The following is a 24,977-nucleotide window of genomic DNA, read 5'->3' on the forward strand; positions in this document are numbered from 1 at the left end:
CGGCCTGTTTGTCGCTGTTCATGTTGCGCAGTTTTTTCGCCTGGGACTCCAGCAGGAGGTACACCAGCGAGGCGAGCAACAGCGGGATCAGGAAGTAGAGCACGCGATAGCCGATCAGCGCGGCGAGCATGCTGCCCTTGGAAACCTGCCCCTGCAGCAGGGTCACGAACACCGTCTCCAGCACCCCCAACCCGGCCGGAATATGCGTGACAACCCCGGCAATACTGCTGATCAGCAGGACGCCCAGCACGGTCGGATAATCGACCTTCTCCTGCAGCATGATGTACACCACCAGCGCCATCAGCCCCCAGTTGCAGCCGCCAAGCACCAGTTGGCTGGCGGCCATGCGCAATGACGGCAGGCCGATCTCATGGCCACGGATGGTCCAGGCACGACGCTTGGAGAAGGCGCAGAGGCCGAGGTAGATCAGCGTCACCGCGACCAGCAGCACGCCGATCAGACGCAGGGTGCCGGTGCCGATGGACCAGCTCTCCGGCATCTTCACCCAGCCCAGGGCGAATACCGTTCCGCCCAGCGCCATGTAGCCAAGCCAGTTGGTCATCAGGCTCAGGGTGAAGATCTGGGTGATCACCGAATTCTTCAGGCCGAGGCGCGAATACAGCCGGTAGCGGAAGGCGATACCGCCCACCCAGGCACTGAGGTTGAGGTTGAAGGCATAGCAGACGAAGGTCACCGGCAGGATTTGCGATGCCGGCAGGCTGTGCCGCGTGTAGCGCTTACCCAGCAGGTCGAAGCTGGTGTAGACGAGATAGCTTCCCAGTGTCGCCAGTCCGGCGAGCAACAGCGTCTTCATGCTGTACGCGCGCAGGGTGGTGATCACTTCGTCCCAGTCGACCTTCTTCGCCAGGGCGACCAGCAGCACCACCACCATGATGAAGAACGCGTAGGTCAGAAGCTTCTTCGCGACCGGCCACCATCGATGGCGTTCGGCGAACGAAGGCTGGCGGGTTCCGCTGGATACGCTCATTGGCCGTCTCGCTGCAGATTGGCGACGGCGGGGGATTCCACCGTCGGAGGTTCGATGAGTGCGAGGCGAGGCGGGCTGGCCGGCAACTTGGCGATCATCGAGGGGAAATAGCGCAGGAAGTGGAAGATCAGGAACACCAGCGGTGCGCGCCAGAAGTAGCCGCGCACCATGCGCTCCAGGGGAACCGTCTTGCAGTGGTCCTGGATCAGCAGGTCGAGGCGCTCGTGCAGGTGCCGGTTGAACACAGGGTCGCGGACGATCACGTTGGCTTCCAGATTCAGCGACAGGCTCAGCGGGTCGAGGTTGCTGGAACCCACGGTGGACCAGTCGTGATCCGCCAACGCCACCTTGCCGTGCAGCGGACGCCGGCAGTATTCGAAGATCTGCACGCCGTCGCGCAGCAGGTAGTTGTAGAGCATCCGCGCGGCGAGCTTGGCGATCGGCATGTCCGGCTGGCCCTGCAGAATCAGGCGAACGCGCACGCCGCGGCGGGCCGCGTTGCGAATCTCGCGCAGCACGCGATAACCGGGGAAGAAGTAGGCGTTGGCGATCAGCAGGTGGCTGCGCGCCGAACGGATCGCCTCGAGGTAGTGCTCCTCGATGTCGTTGCGATGGTTCTCGTTGTCGCGGGTGACCAGCAGCACCCGGGCGTTGCCCCGGCTGTGGTTGTAGGTTCGCCCGATGGATTCCTGTACGCGGCGCTGCCACCAGCGCTTCGGATGCTCGCGGGGGGCGATGGTCTTCAGCGCGAAGCGATGGATGTCGTCGACCGCCGGGCCTTCGATCTCCACCGCATAGTCCTGTTTGGCTTCCGGGCCGAAGTCGGCAAGATGATCGGCGGAGTAGTTGATTCCGCCGATGAACGCGCGCTCACCGTCGATCACCACGATCTTGCGATGCAGGCGGCGGAACAGGTTGGTGCGCATGCCCAGGAACTTGGGCTGCGGGTCGAACAGGTGCAGGCGCACCCCAGCGGAGGTCAGGCCGGCGATGTAGTCCGGGGTGAGGTCCGCGCAGCCGTAGCCGTCCAGGGTGATGTCGACGCGCACGCCGCGTTGGGCGGCGTCGATCAGCACGTCGCGCAACTCGTTGCCGACCTTGTCCTGATAGACGATGAAGGTCTCCAGCAGGACTTCCTTTTTCGCCTGACGAATCATCTCGAACACGCGTGGGAAGAATTCCTCACCGTTTTCCAGCAACTGCAGGCGGTTTCCATCACGCCAGCTGAATTTCATAGGTGGATCTCCACGGCCAGGGGTACATGGTCTGACAAGTGCGACCAGGGCCGGTTCGACAGAACCTGCGGGTTGCGCGTGGTGGCGTTGCGCACGTAGACGCGGTCCAGGCGTAGCAGCGGCCAATGCGCCGGGAAGCTCCGGGCAACGATGCCGTGCGCCTGGGCGAAGGCCTCGTGCATGTTCGCGCCGCGCTCCAGCACCGGGCTGGCCTTCAACCGCCAGTCGTTGAAGTCGCCGGCCACCACCACCGGCGCATCCGGTGGCAGGCTGGAGATCAGTTCGCAGAGCAGGCCCAGCTGCTGCTGGCGGTGCGCCTCGCGCAGGCCGAGGTGAACGCAGATGGCGTGGAAGGCGTCGTGACCGGGCACCTGCAGCTCGCAGTGCAGCAGGCCGCGACGCTCCGGCCCGCTGATGGATACGTCGAGGTTCTGGTAGCGCAGGATCGGAAACTTGGAGAGCAGCGCGTTGCCGTGGTCGCCATCCTGGTAGACCGCGTTGCGGCCATAGGCGAAGTCGCTCCACATGCTGTCGGCGAGAAACTCGTACTGCGAGGTGGCCGGCCAGTCGGGAAACCGCAGCGCGTGCTTCTCATGGGTGCCGTGGACTTCCTGCAGGAACACGATGTCGGCGGAAATGCTGCGCACCGCATCGCGCAGCTCGGGCAGGATGAAGCGCCGGTTGAACAGCGTGAAACCCTTGTGCGTGTTCACCGTCAGCACCTTCAGCGAATGCACCGAACTCGCCAGGTGCGCATCCAGTTGAGAGCTTTGCAAATTCAAATCCGAACTCCTTGGCGTCTTTGCCGGTGCGGGGCGCTCAGTGGGCCTGGGCCACACCGAGCAGCACGGTGCTCTGGGCGCGATCACTGAACGTGCTGGCGATGTTGCCGAGCGACACCACGCCAACCAGACGCTTCTCGCGATTGAGGACCGGCAGACGGCGCATCTGGTTGTGCGCCATGTTGCGGGCGACCTGCTGCACGTCCTCGTCATCGAAGCAGTAGCGCACCCCCGAGCTCATGATCCGGCGTACCGGCGTGTCAGCGCCGAGACCCTGGGCGACGGCGCGCAGGGTGATGTCGCGGTCGGTGACCATGCCCACGAGGCGGCCGTTCTCATGAACCAGAAGGGCGCCGGTGTCGATCCTCGCCATCAGCGTCGCCGCATCGCGAATGCTCTGATCCGGACGCAGCGTCTGCACGTTGCGGGTCATGATCTGATTGATCTTCATGGGCTGGCTCCTTTGCGAAAAACCGGCGCTGCAGCCGCAAGGCCGCAGGCTGCGCCCGCAATGGGCGCCTAGTTATTCCGACTGATCAGGAGGAAGAGGGTTCCGGCACGAGACGTGCCAGAAGGCGATGACGGGGAGGAGCGGCGTTTCGGCGATGAGGATCAGCGCCGCCGAACGTGAATCAGGCCAGGCCTTCGCGTGCGGCCACGCTGGTGCCGTCGCGCGACCACGACTGCATGACGAAATCCGGCTCGAGATGGGTCATCAGGCACTCCATCTGCAAGGCTTCGCCCAGCAGCCGGTGCACCTGGTCGCCCACCAGCGGGCAGCCGTCGATGGGATGCCGCCAGTGGCAGGCGACGAGAATTCCGTCCTCGGTGAGCGACGAGCGCATGCACTCGGCCAGGGCCAGAAGATCGTCCTGCGCCAGGTAGTAGCCGACCTCGCTGAGGACGATCAGGTCGAAACGCTGCTCCGGCCACCCCTGGGGCAGGCGCATCTGCTCGACGCGGGCGTGGGGAAACCCTTCCAGACGCTGGCGCGCCAGCCGGACGGCGGCGGCCGAGGTATCGCCGCAGAGCAGGCTGTCGCAGCGCTCGGCCAGTTCCGCGCTCAGTTCGCCATTGGCGCAGCCGGGCTCGAAGGCCGCGGTGAAGCGGTCGCGGGGCAGGGCGGCCAGGGTCAGGGCGCGCTTGCGACGCTCGTACCAGCGCTGGCGAAACGCCCAGGGATCATCGTTGCCGGCGAACAGTTCATCAAAATAGGCATCGCCCACGCTCATAGGAAGAACACCTCGAAGGGTCGCAACAGGCGCTCGAGCGCATGCGCGTCCAGCACCGGTGGCAGATGAATGTCGGGATCGCCCTCCAACTGGCTGGCGTGCGCCTGCATGGCCTGGCGTTTGCGCGCGAGCATGGCCTCGTCGATGACCAGCTTGCGGGCGCGTTGCCAGGGCAGGCGTGGGTCCTCCGGGTCCGCCCAGTGCCAGGCCCAGATAGGTACTTCCACAAGGCGGGCACCTGCCGCGCTCGCAGCCGCCGCCGCGGCGCGACCGACCGCTTCGTGGTCGCAGTGGCCGTCCTCGCGCCAGGTGGCGAAAACCACGTCGCCCGGCTGCAAGGCCCCGGCGATGAGGGCTCGCAGCTTGTCTTCCCGGGAGGCCACGGCGCTGTCGGGCAACGCGGCGCGAATCCACGGCAGTGCGTCGACATCGATCTGCAGCCGACGCAACGCCTCGGCGCTTTCCAGCGGGCGGGCCTGGACCAGCCGTTCCACCGGCCAGCGCCGCGAACCGGGATGGCTGGCATCGCCGTCGGTGACGGAAATCAGCAGCAGCGAATTGCCGGCGCGCGACAGCGCCTGCAACAGGCCGCCGCACCCCAGCACCTCGTCGTCCGGATGCGGCGCGACGATCACCGCGCGACTGCCGGTCGGGACCAGGTGCTGCAGGTCGATTTCTTCCAATTCCGCCAGGTGCCGGGACCCGGCCCAGGCCTCGATCGAGGTGCCGCTGCCGACGATGGGATTGGCCTTCATAGCAGCCAACTGCCCGCCGGATCCCTCACCACCAGTTCGCCGAGTGCGGCCAGGTCACGTTCGGCATGGCTCTGGCGCAGAAATACCGGCAGATCGGTGGCCAGCCGGGCGTAGCGCCGGTTCAGGCACAGCGGCGCAGCGCCGAGCGCGCGGCCGACGTGCCGCAGCAGCGATTCCGCGGCGTCCTCGCACACGGCACGGGAACGGCGGACCGCCAATTCGGCACTGGCGTTGGGGTTGCGATCGATCCACTCGGCGCAGTCGCGCAGCAGCGCGGCGCTGGCCTGCAAGGCCGCGTCCACCGCGCCCAGGTGGGCCAGGGTGTGCGGCTCGCCGCGACGCCCCTGGCCGCGCAGGTACTCCGCCAGGGCCTGAGCAGCACCGTGCCAGCAGGCCGCGATGCCGCCACCGCCCTGCCAGAATCCGGGACGACGAAGGTAATCGCCCGGCCCGCCGACGAGCACGCCGTGGGCACGGCGGAAACTGACCTCGACGCTCTGCGTGGCGCCCATGCCGATCGCCTGCCAGCTAGCGCTGTTGGTGCTGATGCCAGGCTGGTCCATCTTCACCGCCACCAACTGCTGCTCGCCGTTGGCGTTCCAGGCGGTGAGCAGGCCGTGGGTGAGCTGGTCGGCACCCGAGCACCAGGCCTTAGTGCCGTCCAGGCGCACTTCGCCGCCGGACTCGGCAACGATGCGCACCTTGGCCTGCGGCGGTTCGGCCGCCCACATGCCCCACAGCGAATCTTCCTCCGGTGCCGGCGCGCCTAGCTCGGCCATCACCGCCAACGCGTCGGTGTGGCCTTCGTAGAGCTTGCACAGGTTGAGGTCATGGCTGGCGACGCAGGAGAGCGCGCGCCAGCGTTGAAGGGTCTGCCCGGAACCGGGCAGAGGGAGATCGTCCAGGCCGGCGAGGCGCAGCTCGCGCAGACAGGCGATCAACTCGCCCAGCCCCGCGTGGCCATCCTCGCGGCCGTTCAGCCATTCGCCCAGCGCTGCGGGCAACAGAGCCCGTTCATTCACTCCGACTTCACCTTCTGCAGTTCGAAGAGCAACAGCGAGCGGCCGGTGATGCCGTACTCGGTGTCGAACTCGAAGAGTTCCTCACCGCTGGCGTCCGCGCGGTTGGTATCCACCAGGCAGGTCCAGTGCTCGCCCTCGGGCACCGCTGGCAGGCGGAAATTCACCACGTCGAAGTGCGAGTTGAAGATCAGCAGCAGGGTGACGTCGGCACCGGCGCGGCGAATGCCGGTCGGCTGGGCGCGGCCGTCGAGCAGCATGCCGAGGCATTTGCCGTGCGGATCGTGCCATTGCTCGACGGTCATTTCCTCGCCATTCGGCGCGACCCAGGTGACGTCCTTGACGCCCAGTTCCTCGTTGTAGGCGCCGACCAGGAAACGCCCTCGACGCAGCATCGGGTACTTCAGGCGCAGCTGAATGGCCTGACGAACGAAGGCGAGCAGGGCTTCGCCGTCTTCGTCGAGGTTCCAGTCGATCCAGCCGATCTCGCTGTCCTGGCAGTAGGCATTGTTGTTGCCATGCTGGGTCCGGGCGAATTCGTCACCGGCGACCAGCATCGGCGTGCCTTGCGAGAACAGCAGGGTGGCCATGAAGTTGCGCATCTGGCGCAGCCGCAGTGCGCGGATTTCCGGATCGTCGGTGGGGCCTTCGACGCCGTGGTTCCAGGACAGGTTGTTGTTGCTGCCGTCCTGGTTGTTCTCGTCGTTGTCCTCGTTGTGCTTGTCGTTGTACGACACCAGGTCGTGCAGCGTGAAGCCATCGTGGGCGGTGATGAAGTTGACCGAGGCGAATGGCCGGCGCCCGCGCTGGTTGTACATGTCGCCGGAGGCGGTGATGCGCTTGGCAAATTCGGAGAGCTTGTCTTCGTCGCCTTTCCAGAACGAGCGCACGGTATCGCGGAAGCGGTCGTTCCACTCCATCCAGCCCGGCGGGAAGCCGCCCACCTGATAGCCGCCGGGGCCGCAATCCCAGGGCTCGGCGATCAGCTTGGTCTGGCTCAGCAGCGGGTCCTGGCGACAGGCGACCAGGAAGCCGTGGCGCTCGTCGAAGCCGTCGTGCTCGCGCCCCAGAATGGTCGCCAGGTCGAAGCGGAAACCGTCCACGTGCATTTCACCGGCCCAGTAGCGCAACGAGTCGGTGACCATCTGCAGTACGCAGGGGTGCGAGAGGTCTAGGGTGTTGCCGGTGCCCGAATCGTTGATGTAGTAGCGCTTGTCGTCCGGCATCAGGCGGTAGTAGCTGGCGTTGTCGATACCACGCATCGACAGCGTCGGGCCGAGCTCGTTGCCCTCGGCGGTGTGGTTGTAGACCACGTCGAGGATCACTTCGAGGCCGGCATCGTGGAGGTGCGCGACCATCTGCTTGAACTCGCTGATGCTGCTGCCCGCCAGATACTTCGCATGCGGCGCGAAGAACGCGATGCTGTTGTAGCCCCAGTAGTTGGACATGCCTTTTTCGAGAAGATGCTGGTCCTGCACGAAACCGTGGATCGGCAGCAGCTCCACCGAGGACACGCCGAGCTTGCGGATGTACTTGATCACCGACTCGTGCATCAGCCCGGCGAAGGTACCCTGGAGGTTTTCCGGCACGTCCGGGTGACGCTTGGTGAAGCCTCGAACGTGGGTTTCGTAGACGATGGTATGGTCCCACGGCACCCGCACCGGGCGGTCGTCGCCCCAGGTGAAGGCGGGGTCGACCACCTTGCACTTAGGCACGAAGGGCGCGCTGTCGCGCTCGTCGAAGCTGAGGTCTCCATCCTTGTGGCCGATGGTGTAGCCAAACAGCGACTCCGACCATTTCAGCTCGCCGATGAGCTGCTTGGCGTAGGGGTCGATGAGCAATTTGTTGGGGTTGAAACGGTGGCCTTCGCTCGGCGCGTAGGGGCCGTGCACGCGGTAGCCGTAGATCTGGCCGGGATGCGCATCCGGCAGATAACCGTGCCAGATCTCGTCGGTGTATTCGGGCAGTTCGATGCGTTCGAGTTCCACCTCGCCGGCTTCGTCGAACAGGCAGAGCTCGACCTTGGTGGCGTGCGCGGAAAAGATCGCGAAATTCACGCCCAATCCATCCCAGGTCGCGCCGAGAGGATGGGGCAACCCCTCGCGTATTCGCGAGGGGCTGGTCACGGATGCAGCGGCTTTACGCTCAGTACTCATGCTTTCTCCTATGCGCAATGGCAAGCGCACTGCAAAGGACGTTCAGGCTTTTGGCGCGGTTGGCTTGGCAGCCGGTTTGGAAGCGGCGGACTTCGGCGCAGCCGGTTTGGACTCATTCGGCGCGCTCGACTTGGGCTCGGCCGGTTTGCGCGGCTTCTTCACCAAGGCAGGCTTGTCGCTGGCGCCGGCAGCGGGTGCGGCCGCTGCGGGTTCCGGTGCCGCCTTCGGCTTGCTTGCCTTGCGCGGCTTGGCCGGCGCCTTGGCCTTGCTCGCGGGCAGCGACTCGGCGGCGGCCAGCTTGCGGGCCATCTCCCAGTGCCGCTCCTCCTGACCGTCTGGGCGGCCTTCGGACTCCCAGATCTGGTAGGCGAATTCGCGTATACGCTCGTCTTTAGCACTCATTTTGAAGTCTCCATGTTTTACGTTGGTTCAGATCGCAAAATGCCTAGCGGAAACGTAGCCAGGACCTCGGCAAGCCGCACCTGCTCGTTGTGTGTGACTGCGCCACCGCCAAAAAGTCCCCTCAGCCCCTGATTCGCCAGACTTTCAGGCAGTTGCACGTAGGTATCGCCCCAGCTATCGGGCGCGATGGCCGGATTATCACCACCTCCGAGCAGCGTGAACGTCAGCCGCGGCACTATGACCACGACGCTCCTCCCTTCATGGCGGCGAGCGAACGCGAGAACGCGCTCCGCCTGTTCGCCATGCACTTCCAGCGGCAGGTAATCACCTGCCGTGAACAGTTCCGGCAGCTCCGCACGCAGCTGCAACGTCTGGGCGATCAGCCACTGTTTGATACGTCCGTCGCGCCAGCTGGCGATCAGTTCGCCGGGACTCCGCTCAGCGAGATCCCGCTCGGCGGCGAGCGCCTCGCGGCGGGCGGCGAAGTCGACCGGACGGCGGTTGTCCGGGTCGACCAGGCTGAAGTCCCAGAACTCGGCGCCCTGGTACAGGTCGGGCACGCCGGGCGCGGTCATCCGCAGCAAGGTCTGGACCAGACCGTTGAGCGCGCCGGCCGGGGCGATTCTCATCGCGGCCGCGGCGATCTCGCGACGCAGCTGCGCGCCTTCGTCCTGCTGCAACAGACGCTCCAGATAGGCGCGGCAGGCGCTTTCGTACGCCTCGTTGGGCGCGCTCCAGGTGCTGCGCAGCTTGGCTTCGCGGACGGCCTTCTCCTGCCACTGGCCGATCCGCCCTGCGTACTCCTGCATGCCGGCGGCGTCGTCGGGATCGAGGTCCAGCGGCCAGCTGCCGAGCAGGATCTGCATCAGCATCAGCTCGTCACCGGGCGACGGCGCGACGCCATCGGCGAGGTCCGCGCGCAGCGGTGCGGCCATTTCCAGCCAGCGGTCCACCTGCTCGGCGAACCAGGACGCACGCTCGCTGAGCACGGTGATCCGCGCCCGGGTGTCCTCGCCCCGTTTGTGGTCGTGGGTAGCGGTGGTCAGCAGGTTGCGCGGAAACGCCTCGGCACGCTCCAGCGCGGCGGCGTGGAAGGCCTGCGGCGGGGCGCTGAACAGCTGCGGGTCGAAGCCGACGTCGTTGCGCGAGAGCAGCACGGCGCTGCGGTAGCAGGCGGTGTCTTCCACCGCCTTGGCCGCCGCCGGCGAGGTGAGCTGCTGGAAGCGCACGCAGGCCTGCTTGCGGGCGGCCCGGATTGGCCCCGGCGGCACGTCGCGCAGCGGTTCGCCGCCGAGCCAGCGCTCCAGGTGCGCGAGCAGCGGCCAGTCGGCCTCACCGAGCGTGGTGCGCGCACCTTCCAGCGCCTGCTGGAAGAACGGCTCGTCCGACTCGCGGCGGCCGGTGGCGCCGATGTAGGTGCGGTATACCGGGAAATGCACGATCAGTTCGAGCAGCGCGCGGCGGATCGCGCCGAGCGTGAGGTCGCGGGTCATCAGGTCGCCACGGGCGACCTGCAGCAGCAGCTGCGCGACGGTCTCGTAGTCGCCGGCCAGGGAACCGGTGACGACCAGTTGCTTGGCGGCGCGCACTTCCTCCATGAAATCCGCCGTGCGCTCGCTGACCCGGCTCCACAGTTCGCCGAGCACCGCCTCGCCAGCCGGGTCGTGCTGCAGCAGCGACACCTGGTTCATGAATTCGTAGCCGGTGGTGCCGTCCACGCCCCAGTCGCGTTGCAACTGCTCCTCGGGGCCGAGGATCTTCTCGACGTAGATCGGGAAGTGCTCCAGGGCGGTCTCTGACGAGCGCCCGGCGATCAGCCGTTCGACACGCCGACGCAGCTGGCGACAGTAGCCGCGCGGATTGGCCAGGCCGTCGACATGGTCGATGCGCAGGCCGTCGATCTGCCCGTTGGCGACGAGCTCGAAGATTTTCGCGTGGGTTTCCTCGAACACCACCGGCCGCTCGACGCGCAGGCCGCCGAGCTCGTTGATGTCGAAGAAGCGCCGCCAGTTGATGTCGTCGCCGGCCGTGCGCCAGCTCGCCAGGCGGTAGTGCTGGCGTTCGAGCAGGGCATGCAAGCGCTGGAAGCCGTCTGGCTGGGTGGCGTCGAAGCGCGCCAGCATGCGCTGGATATCCTCGGCGGCATCGCCCCGGCTCGCGGCCTCGGCCAGTTCGGCGCGCAGTTCCTTGGCGCACTGGTAGGGATTTTCCTGCTCGCGCAGGGTGGCGAAGCGTTCACCGAGCGAGATCAACTCGGGGTTACCGCTGCCGCTGAGCAGCTCGACATAGCTGGGCGGGCTGATCGGGAAGCGGTGCTCGTAGTGCTCCGCGTAGAACGCGCCGCTCGCGGCGTCGAACCGGACGACGATCTCGCCGGCCTGCAGCACCTCGCCGTAGTCGGAGCGCAGGAAGGGCACAAGCAACTGTCCTTCCAGCAAGGGGTCGGGCGAATTCCACTGGATGTCGAAGAACTGCGCGTAGGGGCTGCGGGTGCCCCACTCGAGCACGTCGAGCCACCAGGGGTTGTTCGAGCCGCCCACGGCCATGTGGTTGGACACGATGTCGAGGATCAGCCCCATGCCGCGCTCGCGCAGCGCCGCGACCAGGCGGTGCAGCGCGGCTTCGCCGCCGAGTTCCGGGTTGATCGCGGTGGGGTCGACGACGTCGTAGCCGTGCATCGAACCGGGGCGGGCTGTAAGCAGGGGCGAGGCATAAAGGTGGCTGATGCCGAGGCTGGCAAAGTAGTCGACCAGCGGGACGGCATCGTCCAACGTGAAGCCTTTATGGAACTGCAAGCGCAGCGTGGCGCTGAGTGGCTTCATCTAGTTTTGCTCCGTTTGGTGGCGGGCCTTGTCGAGAACCAGCAGGCGCTGGCGGGGTAGCGGGGCGTCGAGCAGGTCGGCGCAGTCGCCTTCCCAGCGGCGTCGCCAGTTCGGGTGTTCGTCGATGGTGCCGGGGAGGTTGGGTTGCTCTTCCAGGCCGAGTACGTCCTCCATCGGCAGCAACGCCAGCGGCGCGGGCGTCAGGCCGATGAAGGCGGCCGCGGCGTCACCCAGCGCGGGGGACTGCGCGGTGACGTCGGCGGGCAGATCGCAGGCGCGCGCGAGGGCAGTGCGCAACCCCTCGCGCTCACGCTCGCGGGCGCGCCGCTGTTCGTCGATCTTGTCCTCGGCGAGCCCTTCGATGCGGGCGCGCCATTCGATGTCGCCGCCTTTCCACCACGCCGGGATCGGCGGCAGGTCGTGGGTACTGGTGGTGGCGATAGAGGTCTCCGGCCATTCCTGCGGGGCGAAGAAACGCTGGGCGTGGTCCTGCTCGAACAGCAGCACGCGCATGCCGAGGATGCCGCGCGCGGCCAGGCGCTCGCGCAGGCCTTCGGGCACGGTGCCGAGGTCTTCACCGAGGACGATGGCATGGTGGCGCACCGATTCCAGGGCCAGCAGGCGCAGCAGGTCCTCTTCCGGGTAATGCAGGTAAGCGCCCTGATCGGAGCTGGCGCCGGCCGGCATCACCCACAGGCGATGCAGCCCCATGACATGGTCGATGCGCATGCCGCCAGCGTGGGCGAGGTTCGCCCGCAGCATCTCGATGAAGGCGGAGAATCCGTGCGCCTTCAGCCCCCAGGGCGAGAAAGCGGAGATGCCCCAGCTCTGCCCGGAGCGGTTGAGGATGTCCGGCGGCGCGCCGACGGTGAGCTGCGACAGCAGTTGCGCCTGCCGGCTCCAGGCCTGGCTGCCGCCGCCATCCGCGCCGACGGCGAGGTCGCTGATCAGGCCGATGTGCATGCCGGCGGAGCGCGCGGCGGTCTGCGTGCGGTCCAGGCCGCGGTCGATCAGCCACTGGCAGAACGCGTGGTAGCTGATTTCCTCGGCGTGCTCGCGGGCGAAGTCGCTGACAGCGGCACTGTGCGGGTTGCGGTACTCCTGCGGCCAGTGACGCCAGTCCCAGATGTCGCCTTCGCGGATGTGGAAGGCGTGCAGCGCCTCGAAGCGGCAGTGGTTTTCCAGCGCCTCGCCGGCGTGCCGGCGGAAGCTGGCGAAGTCTTCCGCCAGGGGATTTCCGCCGGTGCGGAAATCCTCGTAGAGCGCCCGCAAGAGGCGCTGCTTGGCGGCGGCAGCGGCGGGCCAGTCGATCAGTTCGAGCTGCTCCAGGCGCTGCATTTCAGCTTCCAGCCCGGCCGACTCTATCGCCTGGCGTACCGCTCGCTCGCCGAGGATGCTGCCCGGCGCGCTGTAGAGCACGTTGTTGAACAGGCGACTCGACGGCGAATAGGGGCTGTAGCGGTTGCTGTCGGCGCTGAACATGGCATGCACCGGGCTGATGCCCAGCGCGTCGGCACCATGCGCGGCAGCCGAGCGGGCGAGGACTTCAAGCGCCTGGGTATCGCCAATTCCGCCGTCGCCGGCGCGGCGCAGGGAATACAGCTGCACGCCGATGCCCCAGGCACGCGGATGACGGCTTCCCGTGGCATCGCTCATGTTGAAGCAGCGCTGCGGCGCTACGGCCAGCACGCACTGTTCACCGGCGAAACGCAGCGTGTGATAGCCGATTTCGTCCAGCGCCGGCAGCCAGCCGTGATCGCTCAGGTGCAGGGCGAGGCGCCCGCCATTCTCCAGCTCGACCTCGCACAAGGCGTTGGGCGAAAAATAGTGGGACAGGTCGAGCCACTGGCCCCGATCGACGGTGAGCAGCGGCGGCAGGTTGCCCGAGCCGAGGATGCGGCGGAGTTTTTCGAGGCTGTCGAGCACCTGCTCGTCGTCCTCGGCGGGCAACTCGAGCCCGCCCAGCACCGAACGCAGGACCTCGTCGGTCACGGTCTGCGCACGGCCGTCGGCATCCACCCAGTCGATCGCCACGCCGGCGGCGCGGGCCAGTTTGTGAAGCAGGGCACTCATGTTCGGTTCTCCCAGAAGACCAAGGCCGCGAGACCTTGCAGTTGTCCCTTTGCGCGTGCGTCGAAGGCGCCATCGACGCTCTCGTGGATCGGCTCGAAAGCGGCGCTGGAATCCGCCAGCGACAGCGCCTCAGCGCCCAGGTTGAGCTCGATGCGCAACACCCGCTCACCCAGCTGCCAGCGCGCGACCACGGCCTTGTCGCCGACCACCTCGGCACCGAGCATCTTCGCCTGCGCCAGGTTAGGGACGATCTGCGCATGCCGCAGCGCGAGCAACGACTTGTACAGCGCATGCCACTCGGCATGCTCGGATTCCCCGACTGCGGCGAAATCGGGACGGGACGCCTCGAAGGTGCTTTCGGCGTTGGGATCGGGGATCAGCGCGCGCTTGCGTTCGTCGTTGAATTCCGCGAACTCGGAAAACTCGCCACGGCGTCCTTCACGCACCGCCTCGGCCAGTTCGCCGTGATGATCGGTGAAGAACAGGAAGGGCTGTTTCGCGCCCCATTCCTCGCCCATGAACAGCATCGGGATCATTGGCGAGAGCAACAGCACGGCGGTAGCCGCGCGCAGTGCACGAGGTTCTTCCACCAGGCCGACCAGACGGTCGCCGAAGGCACGGTTGCCGGTCTGGTCGTGGTTCTGCAGGAACAGCACGAAGGCCGTTGGCGACAGGTGCCCGCTGGGCTCGCCGCGCGACTTGCCGTGGCGGTTGGCATTGCCCTGGTAGATGAAGCCCTGGCCGAGGCAGCGGGCCAGCTTGGTGGTGGCGTCGCTGGCGTAGTCGGCGTAGTAACCCTGGTGCTCGCCGGTGAGCAGCACGTGCAGAACGTTATGCCCGTCGTCGTTCCACTGCGCCTCGAAAGCGTTCTCCAGCAGGCTGGAGGCGTTGTTCTCGTTTTCCAGCACCAGGTGCACATGGCGGCCGGGTTGCAGCGAGGCGCGCACGCGCTCGGACAACTCGACGAGGAAGTCACGCTCGGAGATCGCATGCACGGCGTCTAGGCGCAGGCCGTCGAAGCGGTAGTCGTTCACCCACATCAGCGCGTTGTCGATGAAAAAGTCGCGCACCTCGCGGCGGCGGAAGTCGATGGCGTCGCCCCACGGCGTATGCAGGTCGTGGTTGAAGAAGTCCTTGGCGTAGGCGCCGAGGTAGTTGCCGTCCGGGCCGAAGTGGTTGTAGACGACATCCAGAAAGACCATCAGGCCGAGCCCGTGGGCCGTGTCGATCAGGTGCTTGAGCTCTTCCGGCGTGCCGTAGGAGGCCTCGGGTGCGTAGGGCAGGACGCCGTCATAGCCCCAGTTGCGCGCGCCGGGGAACTCGTTGAGCGGCATCAGCTCGATCGCGGTGACGCCCAGCTCGAGCAGACGCGGCAGGTGCTTCTCGACGCCGGCGTAACCGCCCAGCAGTCCCACATGGAGTTCGTAGAGCACCGTCTCGCGCCAGGGGCGACCCAGCCAGTCGGTGGATTGCCAGGCATAGGCCTGCGGGTCGACCACCACGCTAGGCGAATGGACGTCACCCGATTGCGCCCGCGACGCGGGATCGGGCACCAGCAGGTCGTCATCGATGCGGTACTGGTAGCGCGTACCGGCACCCGCCGGAACCTCGGCGACGAACCAGCCACCGGCGGATTTCTCCAGCGGATGACGATGCCCGCCGTCCAGTTCGACGGCCACGCTGCGGGCGTCCGGTGCCCAGAGGGAAAAGCGGGTTTTGCCTTGTTCGAGCAACACGGCGCCGTGCCGCCCGCTGTCGATCACTTCGGGAGCCATTGCATTTTCGCCTTACCGGCGATGGCGGTAGCCAACGGTTTCAGCGTATCGACGCATCCACAGGTGCTACCGGAATGCCGGAGATGGTGGTTTCAGTTGACCGCTGCGGCCTCGCTACGACCTTCCAACAACTGTTCGTAGAGGTGGGCGTAAGGAGCGATCGACTGATGCCAGTAGAAGGGGGATGCCATGGCGCGACAGCGCATGGCATTGAGCAGCCCGGGTTGGGCGAAGACATGCAGCGCGCGCTGTACTGCCTCCTGATAGCTATGGATGGTCGATCCGTTGAACAGGAAACCGGTGACGCCGTCCTCGATGCTGTCGGCGAGTCCGCCGGTGCGCCGCGCGACCGGCAGCGAACCGAAGCGTTGCGCATACATCTGGCTGAGGCCGCAGGGCTCGTAGCGAGAGGGCATCAGCAGGAAGTCGCTCCCGGCGAACATGCGGCGGGCGTCGGTTTCGTTGAAACCGATGTGCACGCCGATCTGTCCTGGATAACGCCGACCCAAATCGCGCATGGCGTTCTCGATGTGCGGCTCGCCGCGGCCAATGATGGCGATCTGGCCACCGGCGGCGACGATGTCGTGGGCGACTTCCAGGGTGAGGTCGAGACCTTTCTGATAGACCAGGCGCGAAACCACGGCGAACAACGGGCCGGAGGAGGGCTGCAGACCGAACAGGTCGCGCACGTGCTGCGCGTTGACCGCCTTGCCTTTCCAATCGTGGAGGGCGAAGCGCTGAACCAGGTGCGGATCGGTTTCCGGCTCCCAGCTCTCGTCGATGCCATTGATGATGCCGCTGAGGCGACCGGAACGCGCGGTGCTGGCGAGGAAGCCTTCGAGCCCGCAACCGAATTCGGGGGTGGTGATTTCCTGGGCGTAGGTGGCGCTGACCGTCGTCACGTGGCTGGCGTAAGCGATGCCGGCCTTGAGCATGGACAGGCGACCGTGGAATTCCATGCGTTCCGGGGTGCAGGCCGAGGCGGGGATGTCCAGCTCCGGGGTGCACTCGAACGGCAGTGTCCCCTGGTACGCGAGGTTATGGATGGTGAAGACGCTGGGGGTCTTCTGGCCACGCCAGTGCATGTAGGCCGGGGCCAATCCGGCGGGCCAGTCATTGGCATGCACCAGATCGGGGCACCAGCGAATACCTGCTGCACCAGCGGCAAACTCTGCGGCGGCCAGGCCCAGGCGAGCGAAGCGGATGTGGTTGTCCGGCCAGTCGCGGCCGTTGTTGTCGCCATAGGGGCTGCCGTCGCGGTCGTACAGCTCCGGGCAGAGCAATACGTAGATGATCAGACCATCGTCCAGATCGATCCGGCCGATCTTGCTCGGCGGCAGGGCGGCATGCCCACTGACCTCGCCGATTACCCGAATGGTATGGCCGCTGTTGATCACTTGGGGGTAGCCCGGAATCAGAACGCGAACATCGTGAAGGTTCGACAAAGCCCGAGGTAGAGCGGCGGAAACGTCGCCCAGGCCACCCGTCTTGACGAGGTCGGCGAGTTCCGAAGTAACGAAGAGCACTTTCTTCTTGCTGTCCTGAATGCTACGGACCTCAAGTGTAGGTCGGATAACCATAGGCACACCGGCCGTCCTGGCCATGCTTCTAAACACCGTTTTCAATGCCGCGTCACCCATGTGTAGCCCTCCGATGAAATCCAGCAGCGACCTGGCAGGGTCGCATTCCCCAACTACGAAACACGCAACCTTCATCGCAGCGATGCAAGAATCGCAGCAGGTCCGGGTTCGGCAACACTATTAGAATGACTGCGAAAATCAGAATTGACCGTGACGCCAGCTGTTATCGGTGCGTTGCACGGCCTAGTTATCCTGACCCCGGACAGCAATCTTTAGTTCTGCGCGGAAGCATCAATTTCGCGGAATAAGGAGTTACTCGCGCGCCAATCTGAAATGGCCTCGCTAAACCCCTAGGACGCCAGCATGAAAAACACGCGAGAAAAAACGTTATCTATCTGAATTTCAACGCTGTTTTTTAACATCAGAACACGTCCCTTAAGCACCCTACCGCCGGTCGGCTTGTTACGCCGGGAGCGGACCTCGATCTCGGTCGCCCGGCAGCCTGTTCGAAGGCGGCTACATGCGTTGTAAAACACCGTTACACCCTTTGGCGCATGGTCTTTAATGCTCTGCGACGAACCGACGCAGTTAATACTGCCCTCAAGAGCAAACTAAAGCGCGACTTGCCCCGTCACAACTAAGCCTACGTCGATCGCCCTCGAGGCGTTCCGTCCAGCGGTACGACAGATACCGCCACGTTCCGACCTGTAGGCGACCCTGCCTACCGTGCCCGAGAGGATTGCAATGTTTGGCCTGGACGCTCTGGAACTGGCTCGTATCCAGTTCGCCTTCACCATCTCCTTCCACATCATCTTCCCGGCGTTCAGCATCGGCCTGGCCAGCTACCTAGCGGTGCTCGAAGGCCTGTGGCTGCGTACATGCGACGAAAGCTACCGACAGCTTTACCGGTTCTGGTTACAGATATTCGCGGTCACCTTCGCCATGGGCGTGGTCTCCGGCGTGGTCATGAGCTACCAGTTCGGCACCAACTGGGCGGGACTCTCGGAGAAGGCCGGCAGCATCATGGGCCCGTTGCTCACCTACGAGGTGCTCACCGCGTTTTTTCTCGAGGCCGGCTTCCTCGGCATCATGCTGTTCGGCTGGAACAAGGTTGGGCGCGGGCTGCACTTCTTCGCAACGCTGATGGTGGCCATCGGTACGCTCATCTCGACCTTCTGGATTCTCTCGTCCAACAGCTGGATGCACACGCCGCAGGGCTACGCGATCGTCAACGGCATCTTCGAGCCGGCGGACTGGTGGCAGATCGTTTTCAACCCATCGTTTCCCTATCGCTTGGCGCACATGGCGATAGCGGCGTTCATCGCCACCGCCTTCATCGTCGGCGCCACCGGCGCCTGGCACCTGCTCAAGGGCAATCGCGAACCCGGTATCCGGCGGATGTTCTCGATGGCCATGTGGATGGCACTGATCGTGGCGCCCGTGCAGGCCGTGGTAGGAGACTTTCATGGCCTGAATACGCTCAAGCACCAGCCCGCGAAGATCGCCGCCATAGAGGGACACTGGGAAACCGAGCGCGGAATCCCCCTGCTGCTGTTCGGCATTCCCGATATGGAAGCCGAGACCACGCATTTCGCACTCGGCGTTCCGCGCCTCGGCAGCCTGATCCTCGCCCACGACTGGGACGGCGAAATCAAGGGACTGAAGGCCTGGCCGAAGGAAGACCGGCCGAATTCGCTGATCGTGTTCTGGAGCTTTCGCGTCATGGTCGGGCTGGGCCTGCTGATGATCCTCGCCGGCGTCTGGAGCGCCTACCTGAGATTACGCGGGCGACTGTACGAGTCGCGCTGGTTCCACCGCTTCGTGCTGTTGCTGGGCCCGGCCGGGACCATCGCGATTCTCGCCGGCTGGATAACCACCGAGGTCGGTCGTCAGCCGTGGGTGATCTACGGCCTGCTGCGCACCAGCGATGCGGTGTCCGGGCATGGAGCCAAGGAGATGGGCGTCAGCATGAGCCTGTTCTTCGTCGTCTACTTCCTGGTCTTCGGCGTCGGCATCACCTACCTGCTGCGCCTGATGCGCAAGGGACCGAAGCTGCTGGGCGACGCGCCGCCCGTGGAAGACGCCGGTCCTGGTCATTCGCGACAGCCGATGCGGCCGCTGTCCGGCGCAGAACCGGACATCGACGGCGACGAACGCCAGTCAGGCAAAGGAGACCGCGATGAGCATTGATCTTCCACTGGTATGGGCCGGCATCATCGCCTTCGGCATCTTCATGTACGTGGTCATGGACGGCTTCGACCTGGGCATCGGCATCCTTTTCCCGTTCATTCGCGAGGAAGAGAACCGCGACGTGATGATGAACACCGTGGCGCCGATCTGGGACGGCAACGAAACCTGGCTGGTGCTCGGCGGGGCAGGGCTGTTCGCCGCCTTTCCGCTGGCCTATTCGGTGGTGCTGACCGCGCTCTATCTGCCGTTGATACTCATGCTGGTGGCGCTGATCTTCCGCGGCGTGGCCTTCGAGTTCCGCTTCAAGGCCAAGCGCAGCAAGCATTGGTGGGACAAGGCCTTCATCGGCGGTTCGGTGCTGGCGACCTTCAGCCAGGGCGTGGTGCTGGGTGCCTTCATCGACGGCATTCCGGTCGAGGGGCGCAGCTTCGCGGGTGGGCCGCTGGACTGGCTGGCGCCGTTCCCGGTGTTCACCGGGCTGGCCCTGGTGGCCGGCTACGCGATGCTCGGTTGCGGCTGGCTGATCATGAAGACCAGCGGTGAGCTGCAGCAACGAATGTTCCGCCTGATGACCCCGCTGACCCTGGTACTGCTGGCGACCATCGCCATCGTCAGCCTGTGGACGCCGCTGGCGCACGACGCCATCGCCGAGCGCTGGTTCACCTTGCCCAACCTGTTCTACTTCCTGCCGGTGCCACTGCTGGTGGCGCTTACCGTGTTCGCGCTGGTCCGGGCAGTCATCCGGCACAGGGAGATACAGCCGTTCGTGCTGACCCTGGTGCTGATCTTCCTGGCCTACACGGGGCTGGCCATCAGCCTGTGGCCCAACATCGTGCCGCCGGACATCTCCATCTGGCAGGCGGCGGCACCGGCCAAAAGCCAGTCGTTCACCCTGGTCGGGGTGTTGATCCTGGTCCCGGTGATCCTCACCTACACCTTCTACAGCTACTGGGTCTTCCGCGGGAAGATCAACGTCGGCGAGGGCTATCACTGATGCCCGGCCGCCTGAAGCGACTGGCCTGGTTCGTCGGCCTGTGGTGCGCCGGGGTGCTGGCGGTGACGCTGATGGCCTACGGCATTCGGCTGGCGATGGGCATCGACTGAGAGCCAAGCGGCCGGCGTTGGGGTTAACATCGGCGTTCCGATTGACTGGAACGACATGCGATGAACCAGGATTCTTCCAACGCTTCGCGGCCCCTGCATTGGGAACTCGAGCGCATCGTCGGCGAGCTGCGCAGCGCGCGCATCGACTGGCGCAGCAGCCACGGCCGAGCCAACGACAAGCAATGCCGCGAATTGCCGTCCCGCGAGCGGGTCGCCCAGGTGATCGAGGCGATCAGCGGCGCGCTGTTCCCGATGCGACTAGGGCCGACCGATCTGCGCGAAGAAAGCGAGGATTTCTACGTCGGCCACACGCTGGACGTCGCGCTCAACGCGCTGCGCCTGGAAGTGCAGCGCGAGCTGCGCTACCAGGCCCGCCAGCAGGGACACGAAGCGATCAACGAAAGCGCCCGCGCGGTCGAACTGGTGCGCGAGTTCGCCGCCGCATTGCCGGCGCTGCGGCGCCTGCTCGACACCGACGTGCTGGCTGCCTATCAGGGCGACCCGGCGGCGCGCAGCGTCGACGAAGTGCTGGTCTGCTATCCCGGCATCCTCGCGATCATCCACCACCGTCTCGCCCATCACCTCTACAAGGCCGGGCTTACGCTGCTGGCGCGGATAGTCGCGGAGATCGCCCATTCGCTGACCGGCATAGACATCCACCCAGGCGCGCAGATCGGCCCGAGTTTCTTCATCGATCACGGCACGGGTGTGGTGATTGGCGAAACCGCGATCATCGGCCAGCGGGTACGCATCTATCAGGCCGTCACGCTGGGGGCCAAGCGCTTCCCCGCCGACGAATCCGGCAACCTGCAGAAGGGCCAGCCGCGCCACCCGATCGTCGAAGACGATGTGGTGATCTACGCGGGCGCGACGATCCTCGGGCGCATAACCATCGGCCAGGGCTCGACCATCGGTGGCAACGTCTGGCTGACCCGCAGCGTGCCGGCGGACAGCAACGTCACCCAGGCGAACCTGCAGAGCCAGGTAGGCGGCGATTGCTGAAGGACCTTATGTCCAAGCTAATTCTTTTTTAGTATTAGCATTTGTCGGTAAAATCTTTAAAAAGAATAAGCACGCCAGCATCCATCGCGCTGGCGAACTAGAACTCGATCCGCCACGGCGGGCTAAACGTGCGAGGAAAGGAAGCATCATGTTGAAGAAACTCTTGTTGGCGACTGCCCTGACGACCACTTTCGGCAGCGCCGCCGCGCTCGCCGACAGCCCGCCGTTGCTGAACGCGTCCTACGACGTGGCACGCGAACTCTTCACCGAAATCAACCCGTTGTTCATCAAGCACTGGAAAGAGCAGACCGGCGAAGAACTGAAGATCGATCAATCCTTCGCCGGCACTTCCCGGCAGGCGCAGGACATCATCCAGGGCAAGAAGGTCGACACCGTGACCTTCAATCAGGTCTCCGACGTGAACGTCCTCGCCGAACGCGGGCTGGTGAGCAAGGACTGGGCGTCGAAATTCCCCAACAACAGCTCGCCGTACTACAGCACCATCGGTTTCCTCGTGCGCAAGGGCAATCCGAAGAACATCAAGACCTGGGACGACCTGGTTCGTGACGATGTGAAACTGGTGTTCCCCAACCCGAAGACGTCCGGCAACGCGCGCTACACCTACCTGGGCGCCTGGCTCTACGCCAACGAGAAGTTCAAGGGTGACGATGCCAAGACCCGGCAGTTCGTCGGCAAGCTGCTGCACAACGTCGAGAGTTTTCCCACCGGCGGCCGTGGCGCCACCGTGGCGTTCGCGCAGAACGGGCAGGGCGATGTGCTGCTGACCTTCGAGTCGGAAGTGGTGAACATCGCCAAGGGCGACGAATTCAAGGCCGAGGGTTTCGAGGTTGTGATCCCGCCGATCAGCGTCTTGGCCGAATTCCCGGTCGCCGTGGTGGACAAGGTGGTCGACCAGAAAGGCACCCGCAAGCAGGCCACCGAGTACCTCAACTTCGAGTACAGCAAGGAGGTGCAGACGCTGATCGCGTCCTACCACCTGCGCGTGCACGAGCCGTCGGTGGTCAAGGCGACGGAGGGGCAGTTCGCCAAGGTCGAACTGATCGATCCGACCAAGGTGCTGGGCTCCTGGACCGACATCCAGAACAATCACTTCGCCGCCAATGCTATCCTCGACCAGCTCCTGGCCGAGTAAACCGACCGTTGCGCGCCACGCTCGTGGCGCGCCTGCAGCGGAGCGCCGCCGCCCTCGCGGCGCGCCCCGATCGTTCGCCAGATCCCGTCGACTAAAACGCCGTTCCGCCGGCAGGCTCCTGTGACTAGAAAGACTGCGCTGTTCTTCTTCCAATCCCCGACCATCCCCGGATTCGCACCCAGCTTCGGCTTCAGTGCCTTCTACCTGTCGCTGGTCATCCTTTTCCCGATTTCCGCCTTGCTGGTGTACGTCAGCGACATGTCCTGGGCGCAGTACTGGCAGGCGATCACCGATCGCCGCGTACTCGGCAGCTACCGGGTGACGCTCAGCGGCGCGTTCTACTCGACGCTTGCGGCGACGCTGATCGGCCTGCTGCTGGCCTGGATCATCACCCGCTACGAGTTCCCCGGCCGGCGTCTGGTCGACGCGCTGGTCGATCTGCCATTCGCCTTGCCCACCTCGGTCGCCGGGCTGACCCTGGCGACACTGCTGGTGCCCGGCGGCTGGCTCGGCCAGTGGCTGGCACCGCTGGGGCTCAAGGTTTCCTATGCCTATCCCGGCATCGTGGTGGCGATGACCTTCACCAGCCTGCCGTTCGTGGTGCGCACCGTGCAGCCTGTGCTGCAGGACCTGGGCAACGAATACGAGGAAGCCGCGCGCACGCTCGGCGCCAGCAAGCTGCAGACCTTCTGCTACGTGGTGTTCCCGACCCTGGTGCCGGCCCTGGTAACGGGCTCGTCGCAGGCGTTCATCCGCAGCCTCGGCGAGTTCGGCGCGGTGATCATGATCGCCGGCAACATCCCGTTCAAAACCGAGGTGTCCTCGCTGATGATTTTTGTCCGCCTGCAGGAGTTCAACTATCCGGCCGCGGCAGCCATCGCCTCGGTGATCCTGCTGGCGTCGCTGGCGCTGCTCTTCGTTCTCCAGCTCGTACAAGGGCGACTGCTTCGCTGGCAGCGCAAGACCTCATGAAAAAGCCCACGCAATGGCATCAATGGCTGCTCATCGTCCTCGGCCTGGTGCTGGTCGGACTGATCCTCATCGTTCCGCTGGCGCTGATCTTCGGCAAGGCGCTGAGCGGCGGCTGGGACCTGCTGGTGGAGAACCTCTCGCAGGACTTCATGCTCCACGCCATCGGCCTGACGCTGTTCGTCACCGTGCTCACGGTGCCGATCAACATGCTCTTCGGCATCATGCTGGCTTGGTGCCTGACCCATTACGACTTCCGCGGTCGCAAGCTGCTGTCGACCCTGGTGGACATTCCCTTCGCCGTCTCGCCGGTGGTGGCGGGGCTCTGCTACCTGGTGGTCTACGGCGTCGAAAGCAGCCTCGGACAATGGATTTCCGCCCAGGGCGTCCAGCTGATGTTCGCTTGGCCGGGCATCCTCATGGTCACGGTGTTCGTCACCTCGCCCTATGTCGCGCGCATCCTCATCCCGGTGATGCAGGCGCAGGGCAGCGACGAGGAATCCGCCGCGCTGTGCCTGGGTGCCAATGGCTGGCAGATCTTCCGCCACATCACGCTGCCGAAGATCAAATGGGCGCTGCTGTATGGCGTGGTGGTCACCAACGCCCGGGCGGTCGGTGAGTTCGGCGCGGTTTCGGTCGTGTCCGGCACCATCATCAACCAGACGCTGACGCTGTCCCTGCTGGTCGAGCAGTTGAACAACGACTACAAGACCGCCGCGGCCTTCACCGCGGCGGCTCTGCTGGCCTGCATGGCGCTGATCACGCTGCTGCTGAAGACCTACATGGAATGGCGTCAGCGGGAAAACCTGGCGCGCGCCGCATCGGCCTAGGCGACCACCGAACGCGCGGTCATTGGTCCGGGAACAGACTGCGGAGCCTGGCGGCGGCGGCCTTGAACGCGTAGCGGGTCAGCTGCGCCGCCGCCTCGGCGAACGCCTCCCGATAGGCGCCCGGCACCTGGACCTGGAGCGCCCTGGCTTCATCGATGGCGCGCAGGTTGGCGCTATCCACCAGCGCCAACAGCGCGCTCAGCCTCTCGCGCCACTGATCCTCGGGCAACGCCTCGCGCATCTGCGGCTCGTCAAAGTCGTCGCGTTCCTCGCCGAAGACTGCGCGCAGTTGTTCGAGGCTGAGCTGCACGCTCCGCTCCAGCTCGGCCAGGCAGGCCGCATCGACGAGGTCGGTCAGGCTCGCGCCGCGGTGAACCAGCTCGATCTCCAGTCCGCTGACCCGACCGGCCAATGCAAGGGCGCCAACCGTGCCGGCGCTGCCCTTGATGGCGTGCAGCACGGCACTGGCGGCACCGCGGTCGTCCGCCTGCATGGCGGCGGCGAGCAGCGGCAGTTGCCTGGCCATATCCGCCTCGAAATCGACGAGCACCCGGCGGATCAGCGCCTGATTGCCGCCGAAGCGCGCGCTGATCGACGCGCTCGCCTCGACGAGCGGGCCGTCCTCGACGACCGTCGCCACCACGGCCCGGTGTTTCGTCCGGGCGGAGCCGAGCAGGGTGGCGACCAGTTGTTCCAGGTCGATCGGCTTGCCGACATGCTCGTTCATCCCAGCCGCCAGACAGGCCCGGCGGTCCTCATCGGACGCGTTGGCGGTCATCGCGATGATCGGCAACGTCGCCCAGCGCGGCTCCAGGCGAATCCGTCGGGTCGCTTCCAGGCCATCGATGTCGGGCATCTGCACGTCCATCAGCACCGCGTCGAAGGGCGCGCGGCGCATGACCATGTCGAC

21 protein-coding genes are annotated in these 24,977 nt (G+C 65.5%); 7 read left to right on the forward strand and 14 right to left on the reverse strand.

Annotation, left to right across the window (positions count from 1 at the left end; genetic code table 11):
- The 13 genes from B3E91_RS16595 to glgA all read right to left on the reverse strand — a co-directional run.
- A partial coding sequence (locus tag B3E91_RS16595; RefSeq protein WP_287030559.1) for a lysylphosphatidylglycerol synthase domain-containing protein occupies window positions 1-988 on the reverse strand: 988 nt, incomplete at its 3' end.
- Complete coding sequence (gene clsB, locus B3E91_RS16600; RefSeq protein ID WP_287030560.1) at window positions 985-2,223, reverse strand: cardiolipin synthase ClsB; 1,239 nt, start codon at window positions 2,221-2,223, stop codon at window positions 985-987. The genes B3E91_RS16595 and clsB, both read right to left, overlap by 4 nt.
- Window positions 2,220-3,005 carry an endonuclease/exonuclease/phosphatase family protein gene (locus B3E91_RS16605; protein WP_286786068.1) on the reverse strand — a complete coding sequence of 262 codons (786 nt, stop codon included), beginning with the start codon at window positions 3,003-3,005 and terminating at the stop codon, window positions 2,220-2,222. The genes clsB and B3E91_RS16605 overlap by 4 nt, the downstream gene beginning before the upstream one ends.
- Window positions 3,006-3,042: 37 nt before the next feature.
- On the reverse strand, window positions 3,043-3,456 hold the full coding sequence (locus B3E91_RS16610; protein ID WP_287030561.1) for a CBS domain-containing protein: 414 nt from the start codon (window positions 3,454-3,456) through the stop codon (window positions 3,043-3,045).
- A gap of 181 nt (window positions 3,457-3,637) precedes the next feature.
- Window positions 3,638-4,237: a class I SAM-dependent methyltransferase gene (locus tag B3E91_RS16615; RefSeq protein WP_287030562.1), complete on the reverse strand. Its 600-nt coding sequence runs from the start codon at window positions 4,235-4,237 to the stop codon at window positions 3,638-3,640.
- Window positions 4,234-4,992 (reverse strand): PIG-L deacetylase family protein, encoded by a 759-nt coding sequence (locus B3E91_RS16620; protein ID WP_287030563.1) that lies wholly within the window; start codon window positions 4,990-4,992, stop codon window positions 4,234-4,236. The genes B3E91_RS16615 and B3E91_RS16620 overlap by 4 nt, the downstream gene beginning before the upstream one ends.
- A complete protein-coding gene (locus B3E91_RS16625) occupies window positions 4,989-6,014 on the reverse strand; it encodes an acyl-CoA dehydrogenase (protein WP_414708283.1) in 1,026 nt (341 codons plus the stop codon). The genes B3E91_RS16620 and B3E91_RS16625 overlap by 4 nt, the downstream gene beginning before the upstream one ends.
- The gene (gene glgX / locus B3E91_RS16630; protein WP_287030564.1) at window positions 6,011-8,167 is read right to left on the reverse strand and encodes a glycogen debranching protein GlgX; all 2,157 of its coding nucleotides are present in this window, start codon (window positions 8,165-8,167) and stop codon (window positions 6,011-6,013) included. The genes B3E91_RS16625 and glgX overlap by 4 nt, the downstream gene beginning before the upstream one ends.
- A 42-nt stretch (window positions 8,168-8,209) precedes the next feature.
- Window positions 8,210-8,569, reverse strand: coding sequence for a DUF2934 domain-containing protein (locus B3E91_RS16635; protein WP_287030565.1), 360 nt, complete (start codon window positions 8,567-8,569; stop codon window positions 8,210-8,212).
- A 17-nt stretch (window positions 8,570-8,586) separates the two neighbouring features.
- Window positions 8,587-11,391 carry a malto-oligosyltrehalose synthase gene (locus B3E91_RS16640; protein WP_287030566.1) on the reverse strand — a complete coding sequence of 935 codons (2,805 nt, stop codon included), beginning with the start codon at window positions 11,389-11,391 and terminating at the stop codon, window positions 8,587-8,589.
- Window positions 11,392-13,464 (reverse strand): 4-alpha-glucanotransferase, encoded by a 2,073-nt coding sequence (malQ, locus tag B3E91_RS16645; RefSeq protein ID WP_287030567.1) that lies wholly within the window; start codon window positions 13,462-13,464, stop codon window positions 11,392-11,394.
- Complete coding sequence (gene treZ / locus B3E91_RS16650; RefSeq protein WP_287030568.1) at window positions 13,461-15,239, reverse strand: malto-oligosyltrehalose trehalohydrolase; 1,779 nt, start codon at window positions 15,237-15,239, stop codon at window positions 13,461-13,463. The genes malQ and treZ overlap by 4 nt, the downstream gene beginning before the upstream one ends.
- Window positions 15,240-15,331: 92 nt before the next feature.
- Window positions 15,332-16,819, reverse strand: a complete 1,488-nt coding sequence (gene glgA, locus B3E91_RS16655; RefSeq protein WP_287030569.1) for a glycogen synthase GlgA — start codon at window positions 16,817-16,819, stop codon at window positions 15,332-15,334.
- A gap of 744 nt (window positions 16,820-17,563) precedes the next feature.
- On the opposite strand from glgA, the gene B3E91_RS16660 reads away from it, so the two are divergent.
- From B3E91_RS16660 to cysW, 7 genes are all read left to right on the forward strand, one after another.
- Window positions 17,564-19,009, forward strand: coding sequence for a cytochrome ubiquinol oxidase subunit I (locus tag B3E91_RS16660; protein ID WP_282338446.1), 1,446 nt, complete (start codon window positions 17,564-17,566; stop codon window positions 19,007-19,009).
- Entirely contained in the window at window positions 18,999-20,003 is a 1,005-nt protein-coding gene (cydB, locus tag B3E91_RS16665; protein ID WP_287030570.1) for a cytochrome d ubiquinol oxidase subunit II, read from the forward strand. Before B3E91_RS16660 ends, cydB begins: the two co-directional genes overlap by 11 nt.
- Complete coding sequence (locus B3E91_RS16670; RefSeq protein ID WP_282338450.1) at window positions 20,003-20,113, forward strand: DUF2474 family protein; 111 nt, start codon at window positions 20,003-20,005, stop codon at window positions 20,111-20,113. Before cydB ends, B3E91_RS16670 begins: the two co-directional genes overlap by 1 nt.
- Before the next feature lie 60 nt (window positions 20,114-20,173).
- Window positions 20,174-21,115, forward strand: a complete 942-nt coding sequence (gene epsC, locus B3E91_RS16675) for a serine O-acetyltransferase EpsC (RefSeq protein ID WP_090230731.1) — start codon at window positions 20,174-20,176, stop codon at window positions 21,113-21,115.
- A gap of 148 nt (window positions 21,116-21,263) precedes the next feature.
- Window positions 21,264-22,268: a thiosulfate ABC transporter substrate-binding protein CysP gene (gene cysP, locus B3E91_RS16680; protein ID WP_282338453.1), complete on the forward strand. Its 1,005-nt coding sequence runs from the start codon at window positions 21,264-21,266 to the stop codon at window positions 22,266-22,268.
- 120 nt (window positions 22,269-22,388) lie between these two features.
- Window positions 22,389-23,240: a sulfate ABC transporter permease subunit CysT gene (gene cysT / locus B3E91_RS16685; protein ID WP_282338454.1), complete on the forward strand. Its 852-nt coding sequence runs from the start codon at window positions 22,389-22,391 to the stop codon at window positions 23,238-23,240.
- Window positions 23,237-24,067, forward strand: coding sequence for a sulfate ABC transporter permease subunit CysW (cysW, locus tag B3E91_RS16690; protein WP_287030571.1), 831 nt, complete (start codon window positions 23,237-23,239; stop codon window positions 24,065-24,067). The genes cysT and cysW overlap by 4 nt, the downstream gene beginning before the upstream one ends.
- 19 nt (window positions 24,068-24,086) lie before the next feature.
- On the opposite strand, the gene B3E91_RS16695 is transcribed toward cysW, so the two are convergent.
- Window positions 24,087-24,977 (reverse strand): response regulator (locus tag B3E91_RS16695; protein ID WP_287030573.1); only part of this gene is annotated, 891 nt, incomplete at its 5' end.

The organism is Pseudomonas sp. UBA6310 (assembly GCF_002438225.1).
Lineage (GTDB): Bacteria > Pseudomonadota > Gammaproteobacteria > Pseudomonadales > Pseudomonadaceae > Pseudomonas_O > Pseudomonas_O kuykendallii.

Coding starts and splice junctions, on each gene's coding strand:
- cysW (WP_287030571.1), top strand. CDS start 23,237: ATGAAAAAGCCCACGCAATGGCATCAATGGCTGCTCATCGTCCTCGGC.
- clsB (WP_287030560.1), bottom strand. CDS start 2,223: ATGAAATTCAGCTGGCGTGATGGAAACCGCCTGCAGTTGCTGGAAAAC.
- B3E91_RS16660 (WP_282338446.1), top strand. CDS start 17,564: ATGTTTGGCCTGGACGCTCTGGAACTGGCTCGTATCCAGTTCGCCTTC.
- cysP (WP_282338453.1), top strand. CDS start 21,264: ATGTTGAAGAAACTCTTGTTGGCGACTGCCCTGACGACCACTTTCGGC.
- B3E91_RS16610 (WP_287030561.1), bottom strand. CDS start 3,456: ATGAAGATCAATCAGATCATGACCCGCAACGTGCAGACGCTGCGTCCG.
- B3E91_RS16620 (WP_287030563.1), bottom strand. CDS start 4,992: ATGAAGGCCAATCCCATCGTCGGCAGCGGCACCTCGATCGAGGCCTGG.
- epsC (WP_090230731.1), top strand. CDS start 20,174: ATGAACCAGGATTCTTCCAACGCTTCGCGGCCCCTGCATTGGGAACTC.
- B3E91_RS16670 (WP_282338450.1), top strand. CDS start 20,003: ATGCCCGGCCGCCTGAAGCGACTGGCCTGGTTCGTCGGCCTGTGGTGC.
- treZ (WP_287030568.1), bottom strand. CDS start 15,239: ATGGCTCCCGAAGTGATCGACAGCGGGCGGCACGGCGCCGTGTTGCTC.
- B3E91_RS16615 (WP_287030562.1), bottom strand. CDS start 4,237: ATGAGCGTGGGCGATGCCTATTTTGATGAACTGTTCGCCGGCAACGAT.
- cydB (WP_287030570.1), top strand. CDS start 18,999: ATGAGCATTGATCTTCCACTGGTATGGGCCGGCATCATCGCCTTCGGC.
- B3E91_RS16640 (WP_287030566.1), bottom strand. CDS start 11,391: ATGAAGCCACTCAGCGCCACGCTGCGCTTGCAGTTCCATAAAGGCTTC.
- glgA (WP_287030569.1), bottom strand. CDS start 16,819: ATGGTTATCCGACCTACACTTGAGGTCCGTAGCATTCAGGACAGCAAG.
- malQ (WP_287030567.1), bottom strand. CDS start 13,464: ATGAGTGCCCTGCTTCACAAACTGGCCCGCGCCGCCGGCGTGGCGATC.
- glgX (WP_287030564.1), bottom strand. CDS start 8,167: ATGAGTACTGAGCGTAAAGCCGCTGCATCCGTGACCAGCCCCTCGCGA.
- B3E91_RS16635 (WP_287030565.1), bottom strand. CDS start 8,569: ATGAGTGCTAAAGACGAGCGTATACGCGAATTCGCCTACCAGATCTGG.